Source organism: Candidatus Liberibacter brunswickensis, assembly GCF_036858155.1.
Lineage (GTDB): Bacteria > Pseudomonadota > Alphaproteobacteria > Rhizobiales > Rhizobiaceae > Liberibacter > Liberibacter brunswickensis.
On record NZ_JAAEJX010000011.1, the window covers coordinates 39055 to 54655 of the forward strand.

Sequence of the window (15601 nt, forward strand, 5' to 3'; positions counted from 1 at the left end):
AATAAGTATTCGATATCAATATAACTTATCATGTTTCTAGATGATGCACTCTCTTTCTATAATATGTTGATTGATGGAGAGCAAAGTGATATATACCGCCATTTGAAATGGTTATAACAGAAGGAAATCGTTGTGATGATGCCAAGCTTCTTTCAAAAATCGAGTGAAGTGGAAAAAAAATGGATATTAATTGATGCTAAAGGATTAATTGTTGGAAGACTGGCTACTCAAATAGCACTTCGTTTGCGCGGAAAAGACAAGCCTACGTATACACCAAGCACTGATGATGGAGATAATGTTGTGATCATCAATGCATCTAAGGTATCATTTTCAGGGCGGAAATATGATAAAAAAGTATATTATCATCATACTGGATATCCAGGAGGGATTAAAAAGAGGACAGCTAGAGAAATACTAGAAGGACATTCCCCAATTGACGTTCTCAAGAAAGCAGTTACAAGAATGCTGCCAAGAGGACCTCTTGCAAGAAAGCAAATGAAGAATTTGCATATCTATGCTGAAGATCATCATCCACATGAAGCACAGAAGCCAGTATTAGTAGATATAGCAAAGATGAATCTAAAAAATTCTAGGAGAACTTAATAATGGAAGGTATCGAAAATATCAAAGATATCATTGAAAAAAAAATTGAAACTATTGTTGAAGATAAAGGTGTGCAACCAAAGGAACCATCATCTTCTCCTATCGTCTATTCTCGCAAAGTTGATCAATTTGGACGTTCTTATGCTACTGGAAAGCGCAAAACTGCTATCGCACGAGTATGGATAAAGAGTGGTAGCGGGAATTTTACTATAAATTATAGAGATGTATCAAAATATTTTAAACAAGATTCTTTAGCGTCAAGTATTATTAGACCCTTCCATACAGTATCTCAAAACAATATGTACGATGTTTTCGCCACTGTATCTGGAGGAGGATTCTCTGGACAAGCCGAAGCTTTATGTCATGGAATTGCAAAAGCTCTCGTATCTTTTCAGCCAGATCTTAGACCACAAATAAAAAAAGCTGGATTTCTAACGCGTGACAGTCGTATTGTTGAGCGTAAGAAATATGGAAAAGCTAAAGCACGTCGTAGCTTCCAATTCTCTAAACGCTGATACCTTAACTTTATTTCTGGTATTTGTATTATATGCTATAGTTTTGTATATTTTTTCTATATAAACAAAGATTTTTCTAAAAATTATAACCATAATGATGTAGATGTGATGCGTTCTTTTCTCTTTTTAAAAACAAATGTATAATATATTTATAGATGGAGAACATGGTACAACTGGATTGAAACTTCGCGATCGTATACTACGACGAAAGGATTTGAACCTTTTATCCATTCCAATTGAAGAAAGACATAATGTTAAATTTCGAGAAGATCTTTTAAATGCAGCAGATATAGCAATTCTTTGTTTGCCAGACGTTGCGTCATTAGAAACTATTAAATTAATTAAGAAAAACGGCATCAGTAGTCGTATTATTGATACTTCAACTGCGCATAGAATTGCACCAGATTGGGTATATGGGTTCCCTGAACTGGATAGGTTACAAACAGATAAAATACGATCGGCACGCTATGTATCCAATCCAGGATGTTATGCTACAGGAGCCATCTCAATTTTACGTCCATTACGTAAAACAAAAATTTTACCTGACGGATATCCTGTAACTATAAAATCCGTTTCTGGATATACAGGAGGAGGAAAAGAATTAATATCCCGCATGAAACAAACAAATATGCAGGATTCAATCAGTAATAATCATTTTTTGTACAGCCTAAATCTTTTACACAAACATTTACCAGAAATAAAAAAGCATAGCTTAATAAAAAGTTATCCTATGTTTTTACCATCTGTAGGTCGTTTTCCTCAAGGAATAACCATTCAAATTCCACTTAACATAGAACATCTCTCATGGAAAATAAGCCTAGAAGAATTACATTCTATTTTCCTAGAGTATTACGCTGGACAAGATATAATATCAATTGTTCCATTAGAAGATAGCAAAAAAATTAATACCATAGACTGTGAGATGATGGCCGGAAATGATAAAATGTATATTTTTTGTTTTGGATCATCTGAATTACCATATATCAATATTATAGCCGTTCTTGATAACCTTGGAAAAGGAGCAGCAGGAGCAGCAATTCAAAATATGGATTTACTTCTTTCATCTTTTTGAAGACATATCTCATTACTCAAAAAAACAATAAATAACATACTTACTATCAATAATATTCTACAGAATAAAAATAAAGACCCTCAGAAGGAGATAAAGGCCCACATTTTTTGCGATCTTGAGATTGTAACGCCATTTTTAGATCAGTTGGTGTCCATTTCCCCTCACCTACTAATTTTAAACTACCAACAAAAGATCGTACTTGAGTATGCAAAAAACTCCTAGCAACAACACGAATTTCAATTAAATCTTTAAATAAACTAACATCAAAATAATCAATTGTACGTATAGGAGATAAAGATTGACAATGCACTGATCTAAAAGTAGTAAAGTCGTGTCTACCAATTAAATACTGTGCCGCTATTCTCATTTTTTCACAGTCCAAGACTTTAGGAATCAACCATGCTCGTCCTTTTTCAAGGGTGAGAGGAGATTTTCTAGTAATAATACGATAAATATAACTACGACGAATTGCAGAAAAACGAGCATGAAATTGTTTATCTACTACTTTTAAATTAAGGATAGAAATAGTATCGGATATTCTCAAATAAGCATTCAATGCATTACATAATATTTCTGGAATCCATTCTCTACTCAAATCAAAATGTGCAACTTGTCCAAGGGCATGAACACCCGAATCGGTACGTCCTGCACCATGCACTGTCACAGTTTCACCTGTTAACAAAAAAATAGATCTTTCTATAGATCCTTGAATTGAAGGGCCATTTTTTTGTCTTTGCCAACCAAAATATCCTTTGCCATCATATTCAATGATCATACAATAACGTATCATCAACCAACTATACAGCCTTCTTTGACCGGATATCCTAAAAGAAAATCCTTGATATTTAATGCCTGCCCCCCCGCTCTTTGCAAACGCATAATACGAACTGCTCCTTGACTACATGCTATTGTAAAATTTGAATTGATAACTTCACCAGGCATACCTTTACCATCTAATAATAATTGGGATTCCAATAATTTAATACGCTCACGTTTATTTCCAATTACCATTTCTATCCATGATCCAGGGAAAGGTGATAGTGCTCTAATATGATTATGAACATTTTCCGCAGGTTGAAAAAAATTCACACGAGTCTCATCTTTAGAAATCTTCTTAGCATAAGTAACACCATCTTTTACTTGAGGAGAAAGAGGAAGATCATTTTTCTCAAGCTTATCCATAGCTTTAACCATTAAATTAGCGCAAATAATACTTAATTCATGCTGTAATGCTAATGCGTTTATATTTGAAACTATTGGAAAACTTTCCATCAAAGCAATTGAACCTGTATCTAAATTCTCATCCATTTTCATAATTGCCACTCCAGTTTCACTATCACCAGCCATGATAGCACGCTGTATCGGAGCCGCTCCACGCCAACGAGGCAATAAAGATGCATGACCATTGTAAAACCCTAATTTCGTAGCATTTAAAATACGTTTAGGAATGAGTAATCCATACGCAACAACTACGGCAACATCAGCATTAAAACTCAAAAATTGTTCATATTCTTCTTGGCCAAGCTTACTAGGAATAAATATATTATCACATAACTCCTTGGACTTTTTATATACAGCAGAAGAAACAAACTTCAAACCACGTCTTCCAGCTGGACGAGGCGGTTTAGTATAAACAGATACAACACTATGAGAAGAAGCAACAAGAGCTTGCAAAGTAGCAACCGCAAACTCTGATGTACCCATAAAAACAACTCGCAATGTAGATCATACTCCTTTTATAGATTAATTTAAAATTTAATCGCGCAACCTAGCTAATTTCGAGAACTTGTTTATTACCATATCACGTTTTAAACGTGATATGTGATCTATAAATAGTACTCCATTCAAATGATCAATTTCATGTTGCAAACAAGTCGCTAACAATCCATCTGCATATATAATCTGAGTCTGTGAATCACAATCTGTATATTTCACAGTCATAAAAGAAGATCGCTTTACATCAGCCCTATAATTCGGAATAGACAAACAACCTTCTTGATTAAAAGAACAATCACTTGATAACGACAATATGGTAGGATTAATAAGTACCATCGGCTTCTTACTACCATCACATCCATGCAAATCAATGACAATTAGTCTATATAAAACACCGATCTGAACAGCCGCTAGGCCAATACCTTCATTAGAATACATGACTTCAAACATATCATCTATTAATTGCATAATATCAGAATTGATTGTCTCTATTGGACTAGATACTTTCCTTAAAATAGAATTTGGTAAAATAATAAGAGATTTTTTTGTCATGTATTTATTCTCATTTTATCTAAATACTAAATTATACATAATATTTTCTGGTACTTTATTACGTATACAACTTTAAAAAAGATTAGTAAATTTTTTAAAGGTAGAAACTTATTAAAATATAATAATTACGAAGTAAAAATTTATTTAAATGATGTTTAATATATGGTCATAAAGAATAGAAACCGATTATTATGGCTATCAGATAACCCATAATAAAATTAATGTTTTACTGATAAGCTTATAAAATTGCTTTACAATAATTTAATGTAAATAATGAAGAAAAAATATAATTATATCTTAAATGAATTAGTTACATAATATAAAATAAGAAGCATAAAATGCATATTACTTGACAAAATGTAAAAAAAATGCTTTTAAATTGTACGTATTTGTTTCGTGAAGCTTAGTAATATAAGCTGATTTTTCAGGTTTATTTGAACGACAAGCATATGATTTGACATCATAATGCTTAGTCCTGATGATTTTCTTTACCTTTTAATAGAAAATACCTGATCGTATATTTTGCAAAACATATTGTTTCGTATAGGAGGTAAAAGACACGATGTGCATAGCACTATCCTAACCAGTAGAACTTTAATAAACGAAAAGGAGAAATAATGAAGTGGTTTCTTTTACTTATAAACATAGTACTTAGTATTTTATCTAGTATTTTTGTAAAAATATCCACAACATCTCAAGCAGGAAATGGTAGATTATACGACTCTATATACTTTGCAAATAATATGTTCTTTTGGATCGGCTTTTTATTATATGCTGCAAGCTTCTTTTTCTATATCATGGTTATTGTACATTTCCCTTTACAAATCGCACAAACTATAGTTACTTCCGCTATTATAATAACCATTACATGCGTTTCATCTCTTGTTTGGCATGAACCATTTTACTGGACAACTGGAGTAGGAATCTTATTAATTACCATTGGCATAACATTAATTTCATTTTACGCAATGTAGTCCATTAATTTTACAAAAACAAAAATCTATCAAAAAGTAATCTCATACTCAGTCAATTAAAAATTATTTTTCTTAAAATATTAAAACAATTGATAATACCCATCAATAATTTAAGTATACAGAATTTATGATGTTAGAAGCATTGAATCGACTATTCAACATCCCATATGTTGAATGCCAATTTCCGAAAAACCTTGTTTCTAAAAACGCATCAGCTATGTCATTCATACCAACTTTATAAAGAGCAGCTGCAGAAGAAGCTAATGCTATTTTTTCAGTCAAAAGACGAGCCAATCCCTTATCTTCTTTACATAGCGAGACTGTATTTTGAAGAATCCCAATAACTTTTTTACCAGATACACCTAAATCTTTTTCTAAGTTAACAAAGAGATGATCAAATAAATTTGATCCTTTTTCCAAAAGATTAATAACATCTAATACCATAGCATTTCCAGAACCTAATAAAATAGAATTAGCAGGAGATTCTCTATAATGTCGTGCAATAGATCTTTCTTCTATATAACCTGACCCTCCAATACATTCCATCGACTCAGCAATAATTGTCGGAGATATTTTACAACACCAATATTTAGTAATAGGAGCCATAATACGTGCATAAGCAGCTTCTTCAGAACGAGATTTAGCTTCATCAAAAGAATTAGCTAATCTAAAAGAAAGAGCTGTTGCAGCAACAACATCAAGAGCCATATCTGCTATTACTCTTTGCATAACTGGCTGATCAATTAAAGCACTACCCTCAACATAACGTCTTCGAGCATAATGAATAGTTTCAGCAAGAGAAACACGCATTCCTGATACAGACATAATAGCACAATCCAAATATATCAATATTTTCATATCTTCAATAGGACTTGCATTTTCACCAAGGTCCCCAAGCAAAAACCCGAAGGTATTAGAAAATTCTACTTCAACAGTAGCGTTTGATCGATTACCAATTTTATTCTTTAACCTTTGATAGCAAAGACCATTAGGAGAACCATCTTCTAGTAGTCTTGGAACTAAGAAACAACCGAAGAGACCTTCTACTTTCGCAATCATAATAAAAGCATCACTCATAGGAGCAGATAAAAACCATTTATGTCCCGATAAACAATATATACCATCACTGATTTTGTGACCTTGAGAAGTGATAGCAGATATATCAGTTCCACCTTTTTTCTCAGTTAATCCCAATCCAATTGTCACAGAAGATTTCTGCATAGGAGCTTTACTAGTAGGATCATATTCCCGAGAAAATATTTTAGGAGCCCAATCTTTATTTACTAATGGAGTAGTCATTAAAGCAACCATTGATGCACTGGTCATACTGGGGGAAATTAGGTGCCCAGCTTCTAATTGAGCCATTAAATACAAACGTACTGCCCTTATTTTATGTGCTTGTTTGCGCACTATAGGCTTAAAACTTCTATCCCAGATAGAACAATGCAAACCATCGTGTATAGAACGACGCAATAAGGCATGCCAAGCCGGATGAAATTCAATTCTATCCCAACGTTCTCCACCTGGTCCATACGCATGAAGCTGTGGAATATTATGATTTGCCATACGCGCTAATTCTTGCGAAGAACAAGAAAAAACATATTCCCCTAATGATTCAAGATCCTTATGAAAAGCACTGGGAAAATTAGCAGAAAGAGCAACAAGCAAAGAATCACTGCTATATGCATTCATTCCAACAAAAAGAGATGGTTGATTCAATTCAGAAAGGGAATCTAATGGATTGTATATTTGATTCATGACTAATTTTCGGTAAACTTTTCTAAATGACATAATTAGGACATATTAGTGTCACTGACCAATTTACTTCCCTACAACTATAAAAAATTATTTACAAACATAAACATATAAACATTTATACTCAATGTTTATAACGATTCCTTATATAAGTCATTAACAATCATTACTCTTTATGTTAAGAAGGAATAATAGCTTTTTTGGAGAGCGTGTAATGTATTCTTTTCCCTTATATAATTTTGTTACTGTTAAAGATCTTTCTGCACAAAATATAAATTATTTATTGGATCAAGCAAATAAATATTTTCGAATAAATCGCCAACTTAATCCACCCATTGCAGGATCTCGTTTATTAACCCAAATCAACCTCTTCTTAGAAGCATCTACGCGTACACAATCTTCTTTTGAAATTGCAGGAAAATTACTTGGAATTAATGTAATAAATATTAATATAAAAAACTCTGCAATGAAAAAAGGAGAGGACATACTAGATACCATATCTACATTAAATGCTATACGACCTAATATCATCGTTATCCGCCATCCTTGTTCTGGAGCTATTAATGCATTGATTCGTAAGATTAAAGGCCCTAGCATAATTAACGCAGGTGATGGCACACATGAGCATCCTTCACAAGCATTACTTGACGCTTTTGCTATTCGCCATTTTAAAGGACAAATATCTAATTTAAATATAGCAATTTGCGGAGATATTTTACATTCACGCGTTGCACGTTCAAATATAATTCTACTCAATATCATGGGAGCACGAATACGCGTTATTGCTCCAACAACATTACTTCCAACGAATATATCTGACATGGGAGTAGAAGTTTTTCATGAGATGAAAAAGGGATTAAAAGATGTGGATATAATTATAATATTACGCATGCAAGCGGAAAGAATGTCACAATCTCTCATACCATCAATGAGAGAATATAGACATATGTATACCCTTGATCAAGAAAAGCTAAAATATGCTAAAAAAGATGCAATTGTTATGCACCCTGGCCCCATAAATCGTGATTACGAGATTTCATCTTGTGTAGCAAATGGACCACAAAGCATTATTCAATATCAAGTCGAAATAGGTGTAGCTATTCGCATGGCTATTATCGAAGGACTTATTGCAAACCAAAATAAAATCAAACAGAAAGAACTATGACATCCTTTGTTTTAAATAATGCACGAATTATAGATCCCAGTCGAGATATTGACGAAATTGGCACAATTATTGTTGAAGATGGAATTATATCGGCTTCTGGCGCCGATGCTATTAATAAAAAAATTCCGAAATCTTATCCAGTACGTGATTGCAAAGGACTTGTTGCAATTCCTGGATTAGTTGATGCAAGAGTCACACTTGACGGTCCACCGGAGCAATACAGCAAGAACATTGCCACATTATCAAAAGAAGCAGCGGAGGGAGGAGTTACATCTGTCATTTTAATGCCTTTAGGAATATCCTCTTTAATAGATGAATATACTTTTATCAAGTATTCATTGAAGGATATACAATCCAATTCACTTATTCATGTATACCCAACCGCTTGTCTAACACATCAAATGGAAGGGAAAAAAATAAATGAAATTAGACTTCTTCAAGAACAAGGTATAGTCAGCTTTGTACAAAGCCCAACGAGTATGTTCGATACACAAGTTCTTCTTAATTCTATGAAATACGCACATATGCTTAACGCAATAGTTGCGATAGATACTCACGATTATTTTCTTGGAGCAGAAGGAACTATTAATGATGGTATAATAGCTAATTCTCTAGGATTAGTAGGAATAAACTCAATCTCAGAAACAATACCATTATCACGGGATTTAATAATAGCACAACATACTGGAGTACACTATCACGCTTCTGTTATTTCTACTCCTCAATCAATCTCAATATTAAATCATGCTAAAAGAAATAATACAAAAGCAACATGTGGAATTTCAATAAATAATCTTATATTGAATGAAAACGATGTAGAAATGTACAATAGCTTACGAAAAGTATTACCTCCATTACGCTCTGAAGAAGAACGTATGAGTATGGTTGAATCACTTGCTAAAGGTGATATAGATATCATAGTTTCTGATCATACTCCTTGCAATATAGACACAAAACTTCTGCCTTTTGCAGAAGCAAGTTTTGGATCAATAGGATTGGAAACAATGTTGTCTGCAGCCTTAAGATTATTCCATGGACAACAAATATCCCTAAAAAAACTCATTTATGCCATGTCAACACGACCTGCTCAAATATTTAATCTTCCAAGCGGCACATTGAAACCTAACACATCAGCTGATATAGCTTTAATAGATTTAGATTATCAATGGAATCTTAAAGAAAACGATATGACATCGCTTTATAGAAACACTGCTTTTGAAAAAGCATTCTTTACAGGGAAAGTCGTTGAAACCTATGTATCAGGAAAACCGATATATACACTAGAAAGTTAATTAATTTATGGATAATTTACAATTTGCATCCTATCAACTAATTGCACAAATAATATCAATTATTATAAGCTATATTATCGGCTCAATACCTTTTGGATTATTGCTTACACGAGTGCTTGGATTTAAAGATATACGGTCTATAGGATCTGGGAATATAGGTGCGACAAATGTACTCAGAACTAGCAATAAAAAAATTGCTTTTACTACTCTTGTTCTTGATGCACTCAAAGCAACTGTTACTATCATAATTATCAGCAAGTTATTCGATAATAAAGTTGGATGTTTAGCAGGATTAGCAACATTTTTAGGACATATATTTCCTGTATGGCTTAAATTCAAAGGTGGCAAAGGAGTATCTACATACATTGGCTTTTTGATCGCATTAGCACCAAATATGGCTGAGCTTTTTATATTCGTTTGGATATCATCCTTTGTTTTTACAGGTTATTCTTCAATTTCATCTCTTCTTTCAACACTTATTATTGCAATTGTAATATTAATCAAATCCCCAGAAATTAATATATCCATAATATTTACATTCATGACTATTGTAGTCTATTGGAAACACATAGAAAATATCAAAAGACTTATTATAGGATCAGAAAAAAAAATTATTCTTAACAATAAAAATTTTATTAAAAGAAAGTAATAAAACAACATAATGAAAAAAATGAATCCTATAAAAAGAGGAGTATATCTGACAGATAACCAAAAAATTTCTTGGTTACGTCTGATACGCAGCGATAATATAGGACCTGCAACTTTTCGAGATATGATTAATTATTTTGGTTCAGCAGAACAAGCTCTAGAAATGATCCCTGAACTTGCACAAAGAGGCAGTATCAGTAAGAAAGCAAGAGTTTATTCTAAAGAAGCAGCTGAAAAAGAAATAGAAACAGCAAATTCCTTAGGAGCAAGTTTTGTTGCTCTTAGCGAACCAAATTATCCATCAGCATTACGTTATGTAGACTGTCCTCCACCTTTGTTAGCAATCAAAGGTAATTTAAAAGATATATCCACAAAACCCTCTGTAGGTATTGTTGGCACACGCTATCCATCTATAAGTGGAATAAAGTTTACAGAAAAAATCGCTTGCGAAATAGGAAGCGAAGGATATAACATTGTATCAGGATTAGCATTAGGTATAGATTCCGCCGCCCATCGAGCAACAATAAAAACAGGAACTATCGCTGTCATGGCAGGAGGATTAGATTCTCTTTATCCACCAGAAAACCGTAATTTATTAGAAGAAATTTGCAATAATGAGGGAATAATAATTAGTGAAATGCCTTTTGGATGGGAACCTCGAGCATATGATTTTCCACGTCGTAACCGTCTCATTGCAGGAATAGGATTAGGTTAATAGTTGTGGAAGCAAATAAAAAATCAGGATCTCTTATCACATCTAGAATTGCAGGAGAATATGGACGACTGGTTTTTTCTGTGCCTGGATCACTTCTAGACGCTCGCTGCGAAGGAACAAATCAACTTATTAAAGAAGGAGCTACCCTTATTACTTCTTCTCATGACGTTCTTCAGATGCTACACTCACAAGTAAAGCAAAACTTTTTTTCATCATCATCCAATATAAATGAAATAAAAGACCTTAATATCACTAATTATCCTGAATATAATAAAAATGAAAGGATGATAGTAGCACAAGCTTTAAACAATGTTCCTATCCACATAGATGATATCATTAATCATACAGGCATAGGAGCTCCTACTGTATATCTCGTGCTATTAGAATTAGATTTAGCGGGTAAATTATGCCACCATTCTGAAGGAAAAGTATCGTTAACAACGCAATTTGATTCTTATCAATCAATTTGAAATATTGGCATAATTACAATCTAAATGAAATTTATTCAAAAACATGGAGATTGATTTAGAAAATAAAAAATCACATATCCATGCTTTATAAATTACAGTATCAAGAACAATATTTGTGATTGAAAATAAATTTTATTAAGGAATCAAGTAATATATTATTAAATTACATGCTTGTTATAGAGATTAAAAAATGAATGTTATAATTGTAGAATCACCCGCTAAGGCGAAAACTATCAGTAAGTATTTAGGATTAAATTATAAAGTATTATCATCTTTTGGACATATACGTGATTTACCTGCTAAAAAAGGATCAGTATTACCCGGAAAAAAATTTGAGATGATTTGGGAAATTGATTCTTCATCTCAAAAACATCTGCAAAATATTTTCAGTGCTGTTAAATCATCTAAAACAATAATTCTTGCTACAGATCCTGACAGAGAAGGAGAAGCTATATCTTGGCATATTTTAGATGTTCTTCGACAAAAAAATCTAATAGAAAACACAAAAATTCAACGTGTATCTTTCAATGCTATAACAAAAAAAACCGTCCTAGATGCTATGAAGAATCCTAGAGAAATCAATCTAGATCTAGTTAATGCTTATCTAGCTAGACGCGCATTAGATTATCTTGTAGGTTTTAATCTATCACCAATTTTATGGCAAAAACTCCCAGGAGCTCGTTCAGCAGGTCGTGTTCAATCTGTAGCTTTACGACTCATATGTAATCGCGAAAATCAAATAGAATGTTTTGTTTCAGAAGAATATTGGTCATTTTCGGTGTTATTAGAAATCCCTAGTGGAGATCAATTTATAGCAAATGTCATAGAATTTGATGGCCAACGCATTGATAAAAAATCAATTAGAAATAAAGAAGAAGCAGATAAACTAATTTCTTTCCTTAAAAAAGCCACTTATGTCGTAAAAACAATAGAGAAAAAAACTGTCAAGCGTAATCCTTGGCCATCTTTTACCACCTCTACTCTTCAGCAAATAGCCTCATCTAGATTAGGTTTTTCTGCTACATATACTATGCGCATAGCACAAAAATTATATGAAGGAATCGATGTTAACGGCGAAACAATTGGATTAATAACTTATATGAGAACAGATGGTATACATATATCTACCGATGCTCTCGAAGAAGTACGAAGCTATATTACTTCTCATTATGGAGATCGTTATCTTCCTACAAAACCAAGGATATATTCCTCTAAATCAAAAAATGCTCAGGAAGCACATGAAGCTATCCGACCTACTGACTTTAATTGTTTACCTTCAAAAATGAAACAATTTTTGGATTCAGACCAATTTAAACTATATAATTTGATATGGAAACGCAGCGTTGCTAGCCAGATGGATTCAGCTGAATTTAAACGTACAACTCTTAGTATTTATGCTAAGTATAACGATCAAGTAGCAAATTTATCCACCATAGTATCTTGCTTACATTTTGATGGATTTCTCAAAGTATGGGAATATCAAACTGATAAAGAAAAAAATTCAACTGAGAATATACTTCTTCCGAATATCAATGAAAATACAAAACTTATTAATAAAGAAACCAATTCGTCTCAGCACTTCACTGAACCACCTCCACGTTATTCAGAATCTTCTTTAATTAAAAAAATGGAAGAACTAGGAATTGGAAGACCTTCTACTTATGCGTCAATTTTAGAAACACTATACAAAAGAAAATATGTAATTACCGAACAACGCAAGATTTTACCACAAAATACAGGCAGGATAGTTACAGCATTTTTAGAAAATTTCTTTAACCAATACGTAGAATATGATTTCACAGCAGATCTTGAAGAAAAACTAGATGAAATCTCTAACGGTAAACTTGATTGGCAAGAAGTTTTAAATGAATTTTGGAAAAATTTTATTGAGAAAATTGACAATATAAAAAAACTTCGCATATCAAATGTATTAGATATTTTAAATGATACTTTATCGTCGGTAATATTTTATAATAAAGATAATAATGAAAATAATCGTACATGTCCTGAATGTAATACTAATCCTTTGTCTTTAAAACTTAGTAGTAAATATGGAGCTTTTGTCGGGTGCACTAATTATCCAGAGTGTAAGTATACACGCCAATTGACGTCGAACCAACAAAATACGCCAGAAACAAAAGATCCTATACTCCTCGGAGAAGATCCAGAAACAAAAGAATCTATCACGTTACGATCAGGTCGTTTTGGATTCTATGTACAACGAGGAGATGGAGATAATGCAAAGCGTTGTGGTCTACCTAAAAACTGGGAAAAAGATATAGTAGATTATGAAAAAGCAATGTCTTTACTATCTTTACCTAAAGAAATAGGCATACATCCTGAAACTAAAAAAAGCGTCATAACTGGAATTGGGAAATACGGATGTTATCTTAACCATGATGGATCATACACTAAATTAGAATCAATAGAACAAGTCTTAACAATCAATCTTGAGGAAGCAATTTCTTATATTAAGAATAAACAGAAAAACGAAAAATCTAGAAAAAACTCTAAAAAAAAAAGCAATGTAATAGGTATGCATCCAGAAGGTGGATATATCACGATTCATCACGGACGTTATGGTCCTTATATTAGTTGGAAAAAAATCAATGCAAGCCTTTCAAAACAAGAAGATCCTGATACAATCAACCTAGAAAGTGCACTCAAAATTCTTAATGAAAAAAATAAAAAACAATAACATAGTATACTTGTGATATACAAAAGAATTTAATAATATGAAGAATTTTGGATAAATAGGTTTATTAATAATTATTTATTATAATCGTAATTATAACGTAAAATCAATGGTTTAAACGCACCCTACCCCACTTTAAGGGGGCGTTGATTCTAGGCTGTTTTTCTTATAGTGACTCCGCACCTTTTTAGCCAATCTAACCTTGATAACAACTCCGCTTCAAATTCCCTTCTCACAATTAAACCTTTTAGCTTCTTAACTCTTGAGTAAACCCATCTTTGACATTCCTGAGACGCTTGCTCCCAATTAGCTTTATCAACATATTTTCTGAAAGTACTATTACGATAATTGCCAATAGTCCAAATACCTGTTGGACATAAATAGGCTTTCAAGTGTAATCCTTCAAAGTGTTTAATCAGAGATATTAAAAGTGGTGAAACCTTCATATATACAGCCTTTTTAACTAATTAGTAATTAAGTTCCCTCCGTTCCTTGACTCATACAAGCGAAGCATACATGATACCGACAACTTAATGTTGTAATTTTTTGTATATGTGGGGATTGAGTGATTAGTTGGAATAACGCTTATAGATTATTAAGAACATTTCTCAGCCAAGTTTTTATACCAATTTTCTTAATACCATCTCTCTTATTTTTGGGGGTGGTACAACTTTTGTCGGCGTTAAATTTTGTACCACCTATAGTACCTATACGACCTGCACCACCTGTAATATCAACAGTTGGCGGCAGTAAAGCTGATGGCGTAGTGAAATTTAGTTATCTGAGCGGTAGGCTATACAAAGTAACCAATAAGCAAATCCGAGATATTTTAAAGCAAGCCGCGGAGAAATGTAGAAATTGGGGATATAAAGAATATAAAAAAGCGAAGTTCGGATACCCTGAAACTGAATGCTTAGGACGAGATGAATATGGTTCGTGTATAGTGTATAATGTGAAGTCATATGTTCAATGTTACTAACTTGACCTGATTTAGATATTATCTACTCCAGTCTCTTCTTACGTATGCTTTTTTGCAAACAAAAAAAACCTATAAAGTTATTTATGTTTTATAACTTTCTTTCTCTTCCTAACGACTAAATCTGTGAACCAAAAGCCAATTATGTGTTCAATGATAGTTTGGCTATAAGGGCTAAGTAGAGCTAAAGGATCCGTGGCTATAACCCCTTTTGATATTAGATAAGTTGACATTGAAGGATAAACCATAATCATAAAAACAGTTGTAAATGGTCGTATTAAAGCATTAACTCCATCTATCCACTTAATACCACTTTTGGCTTGTTGAGCTTTAACTCTTGCTAATTTAATAAGTTGATCAGCCTTTAACTCTTCAATCCCGTATTTAATCTCTTCTAGATCTAACTGAGTTGAATTGTTCAATTTAGCCATTTCTAATTTCATCTTATCATAT

At 32.7% G+C, this 15601-nt stretch carries 15 protein-coding genes and 1 pseudogene; 10 read left to right on the top strand and 6 right to left on the bottom strand.

What is annotated here, in order from left to right:
- Positions 1–138 precede the first annotated feature (138 nt).
- The 3 genes from rplM to argC all read left to right on the top strand — a co-directional run bounded on the left by rplM (position 139) and on the right by argC (position 2190).
- On the top strand, positions 139–603 hold the full coding sequence (rplM, locus tag GY664_RS03970) for a 50S ribosomal protein L13 (protein WP_333948191.1): 465 nt from the start codon (positions 139–141) through the stop codon (positions 601–603).
- Positions 604–605: 2 nt separating this feature from the next.
- Complete coding sequence (gene rpsI / locus GY664_RS03975) at positions 606–1118, top strand: 30S ribosomal protein S9 (RefSeq protein WP_333948177.1); 513 nt, start codon at positions 606–608, stop codon at positions 1116–1118.
- Between the two features lie 136 nt (positions 1119–1254).
- A complete protein-coding gene (argC, locus tag GY664_RS03980; protein ID WP_333948178.1) occupies positions 1255–2190 on the top strand; it encodes an N-acetyl-gamma-glutamyl-phosphate reductase in 936 nt (311 codons plus the stop codon).
- 46 nt (positions 2191–2236) lie between these two features.
- Here argC and truA read toward each other — a convergent pair whose 3' ends face one another.
- The 3 genes from truA to def are packed head-to-tail and all read right to left on the bottom strand — an operon-like array spanning position 2237 to position 4458.
- A complete protein-coding gene (gene truA, locus GY664_RS03985) occupies positions 2237–2980 on the bottom strand; it encodes a tRNA pseudouridine(38-40) synthase TruA (protein WP_333948179.1) in 744 nt (247 codons plus the stop codon).
- Positions 2980–3909: a methionyl-tRNA formyltransferase gene (gene fmt / locus GY664_RS03990; protein WP_333948180.1), complete on the bottom strand. Its 930-nt coding sequence runs from the start codon at positions 3907–3909 to the stop codon at positions 2980–2982. Before fmt ends, truA begins: the two co-directional genes overlap by 1 nt.
- Positions 3910–3945: 36 nt before the next feature.
- On the bottom strand, positions 3946–4458 hold the full coding sequence (gene def, locus GY664_RS03995) for a peptide deformylase (protein ID WP_333948181.1): 513 nt from the start codon (positions 4456–4458) through the stop codon (positions 3946–3948).
- 617 nt (positions 4459–5075) lie between these two features.
- Between def and GY664_RS04000 the strand changes: the two genes are divergently transcribed.
- The gene (locus GY664_RS04000) at positions 5076–5432 is read left to right on the top strand and encodes a hypothetical protein (protein ID WP_333948182.1); all 357 of its coding nucleotides are present in this window, start codon (positions 5076–5078) and stop codon (positions 5430–5432) included.
- Between the two features lie 102 nt (positions 5433–5534).
- Here GY664_RS04000 and GY664_RS04005 read toward each other — a convergent pair whose 3' ends face one another.
- Positions 5535–7190 (bottom strand): acyl-CoA dehydrogenase family protein, encoded by a 1656-nt coding sequence (locus tag GY664_RS04005; RefSeq protein WP_333948183.1) that lies wholly within the window; start codon positions 7188–7190, stop codon positions 5535–5537.
- A gap of 211 nt (positions 7191–7401) precedes the next feature.
- Between GY664_RS04005 and GY664_RS04010 the strand changes: the two genes are divergently transcribed.
- The 5 genes and pseudogenes from GY664_RS04010 to topA all read left to right on the top strand — a co-directional run bounded on the left by GY664_RS04010 (position 7402) and on the right by topA (position 14175).
- On the top strand, positions 7402–8352 hold the full coding sequence (locus tag GY664_RS04010; RefSeq protein ID WP_333948184.1) for an aspartate carbamoyltransferase catalytic subunit: 951 nt from the start codon (positions 7402–7404) through the stop codon (positions 8350–8352).
- Entirely contained in the window at positions 8349–9644 is a 1296-nt protein-coding gene (locus tag GY664_RS04015) for an amidohydrolase family protein (protein WP_333948185.1), read from the top strand. The genes GY664_RS04010 and GY664_RS04015 overlap by 4 nt, the downstream gene beginning before the upstream one ends.
- 7 nt (positions 9645–9651) lie before the next feature.
- Positions 9652–10293: a glycerol-3-phosphate 1-O-acyltransferase PlsY gene (gene plsY / locus GY664_RS04020; protein ID WP_333948186.1), complete on the top strand. Its 642-nt coding sequence runs from the start codon at positions 9652–9654 to the stop codon at positions 10291–10293.
- Between the two features lie 12 nt (positions 10294–10305).
- Positions 10306–11477, top strand: a pseudogene (dprA, locus tag GY664_RS04025) (DNA-processing protein DprA).
- Between the two features lie 190 nt (positions 11478–11667).
- On the top strand, positions 11668–14175 hold the full coding sequence (gene topA / locus GY664_RS04030) for a type I DNA topoisomerase (RefSeq protein ID WP_333948187.1): 2508 nt from the start codon (positions 11668–11670) through the stop codon (positions 14173–14175).
- 149 nt (positions 14176–14324) lie between these two features.
- Here the strand turns inward: topA and GY664_RS04035 are convergent, their stop codons facing one another.
- Positions 14325–14618: a glycoside hydrolase family protein gene (locus GY664_RS04035; RefSeq protein WP_333948188.1), complete on the bottom strand. Its 294-nt coding sequence runs from the start codon at positions 14616–14618 to the stop codon at positions 14325–14327.
- A 215-nt stretch (positions 14619–14833) separates the two neighbouring features.
- On the opposite strand from GY664_RS04035, the gene yecR reads away from it, so the two are divergent.
- A complete protein-coding gene (gene yecR / locus GY664_RS05075; RefSeq protein WP_408612134.1) occupies positions 14834–15151 on the top strand; it encodes a YecR family lipoprotein in 318 nt (105 codons plus the stop codon).
- 77 nt (positions 15152–15228) lie between these two features.
- Here the strand turns inward: yecR and GY664_RS04040 are convergent.
- Positions 15229–15601 (bottom strand): hypothetical protein (locus tag GY664_RS04040; RefSeq protein ID WP_333948189.1); only part of this gene is annotated, 373 nt, incomplete at its 5' end.

Coding starts and splice junctions, on each gene's coding strand:
- plsY (WP_333948186.1), top strand. CDS start 9,652: ATGGATAATTTACAATTTGCATCCTATCAACTAATTGCACAAATAATA.
- topA (WP_333948187.1), top strand. CDS start 11,668: ATGAATGTTATAATTGTAGAATCACCCGCTAAGGCGAAAACTATCAGT.
- GY664_RS04000 (WP_333948182.1), top strand. CDS start 5,076: ATGAAGTGGTTTCTTTTACTTATAAACATAGTACTTAGTATTTTATCT.
- GY664_RS04010 (WP_333948184.1), top strand. CDS start 7,402: ATGTATTCTTTTCCCTTATATAATTTTGTTACTGTTAAAGATCTTTCT.
- GY664_RS04005 (WP_333948183.1), bottom strand. CDS start 7,190: ATGAATCAAATATACAATCCATTAGATTCCCTTTCTGAATTGAATCAA.
- rpsI (WP_333948177.1), top strand. CDS start 606: ATGGAAGGTATCGAAAATATCAAAGATATCATTGAAAAAAAAATTGAA.
- argC (WP_333948178.1), top strand. CDS start 1,255: ATGTATAATATATTTATAGATGGAGAACATGGTACAACTGGATTGAAA.
- GY664_RS04015 (WP_333948185.1), top strand. CDS start 8,349: ATGACATCCTTTGTTTTAAATAATGCACGAATTATAGATCCCAGTCGA.
- rplM (WP_333948191.1), top strand. CDS start 139: ATGCCAAGCTTCTTTCAAAAATCGAGTGAAGTGGAAAAAAAATGGATA.
- GY664_RS04035 (WP_333948188.1), bottom strand. CDS start 14,618: ATGAAGGTTTCACCACTTTTAATATCTCTGATTAAACACTTTGAAGGA.
- def (WP_333948181.1), bottom strand. CDS start 4,458: ATGACAAAAAAATCTCTTATTATTTTACCAAATTCTATTTTAAGGAAA.
- truA (WP_333948179.1), bottom strand. CDS start 2,980: ATGATACGTTATTGTATGATCATTGAATATGATGGCAAAGGATATTTT.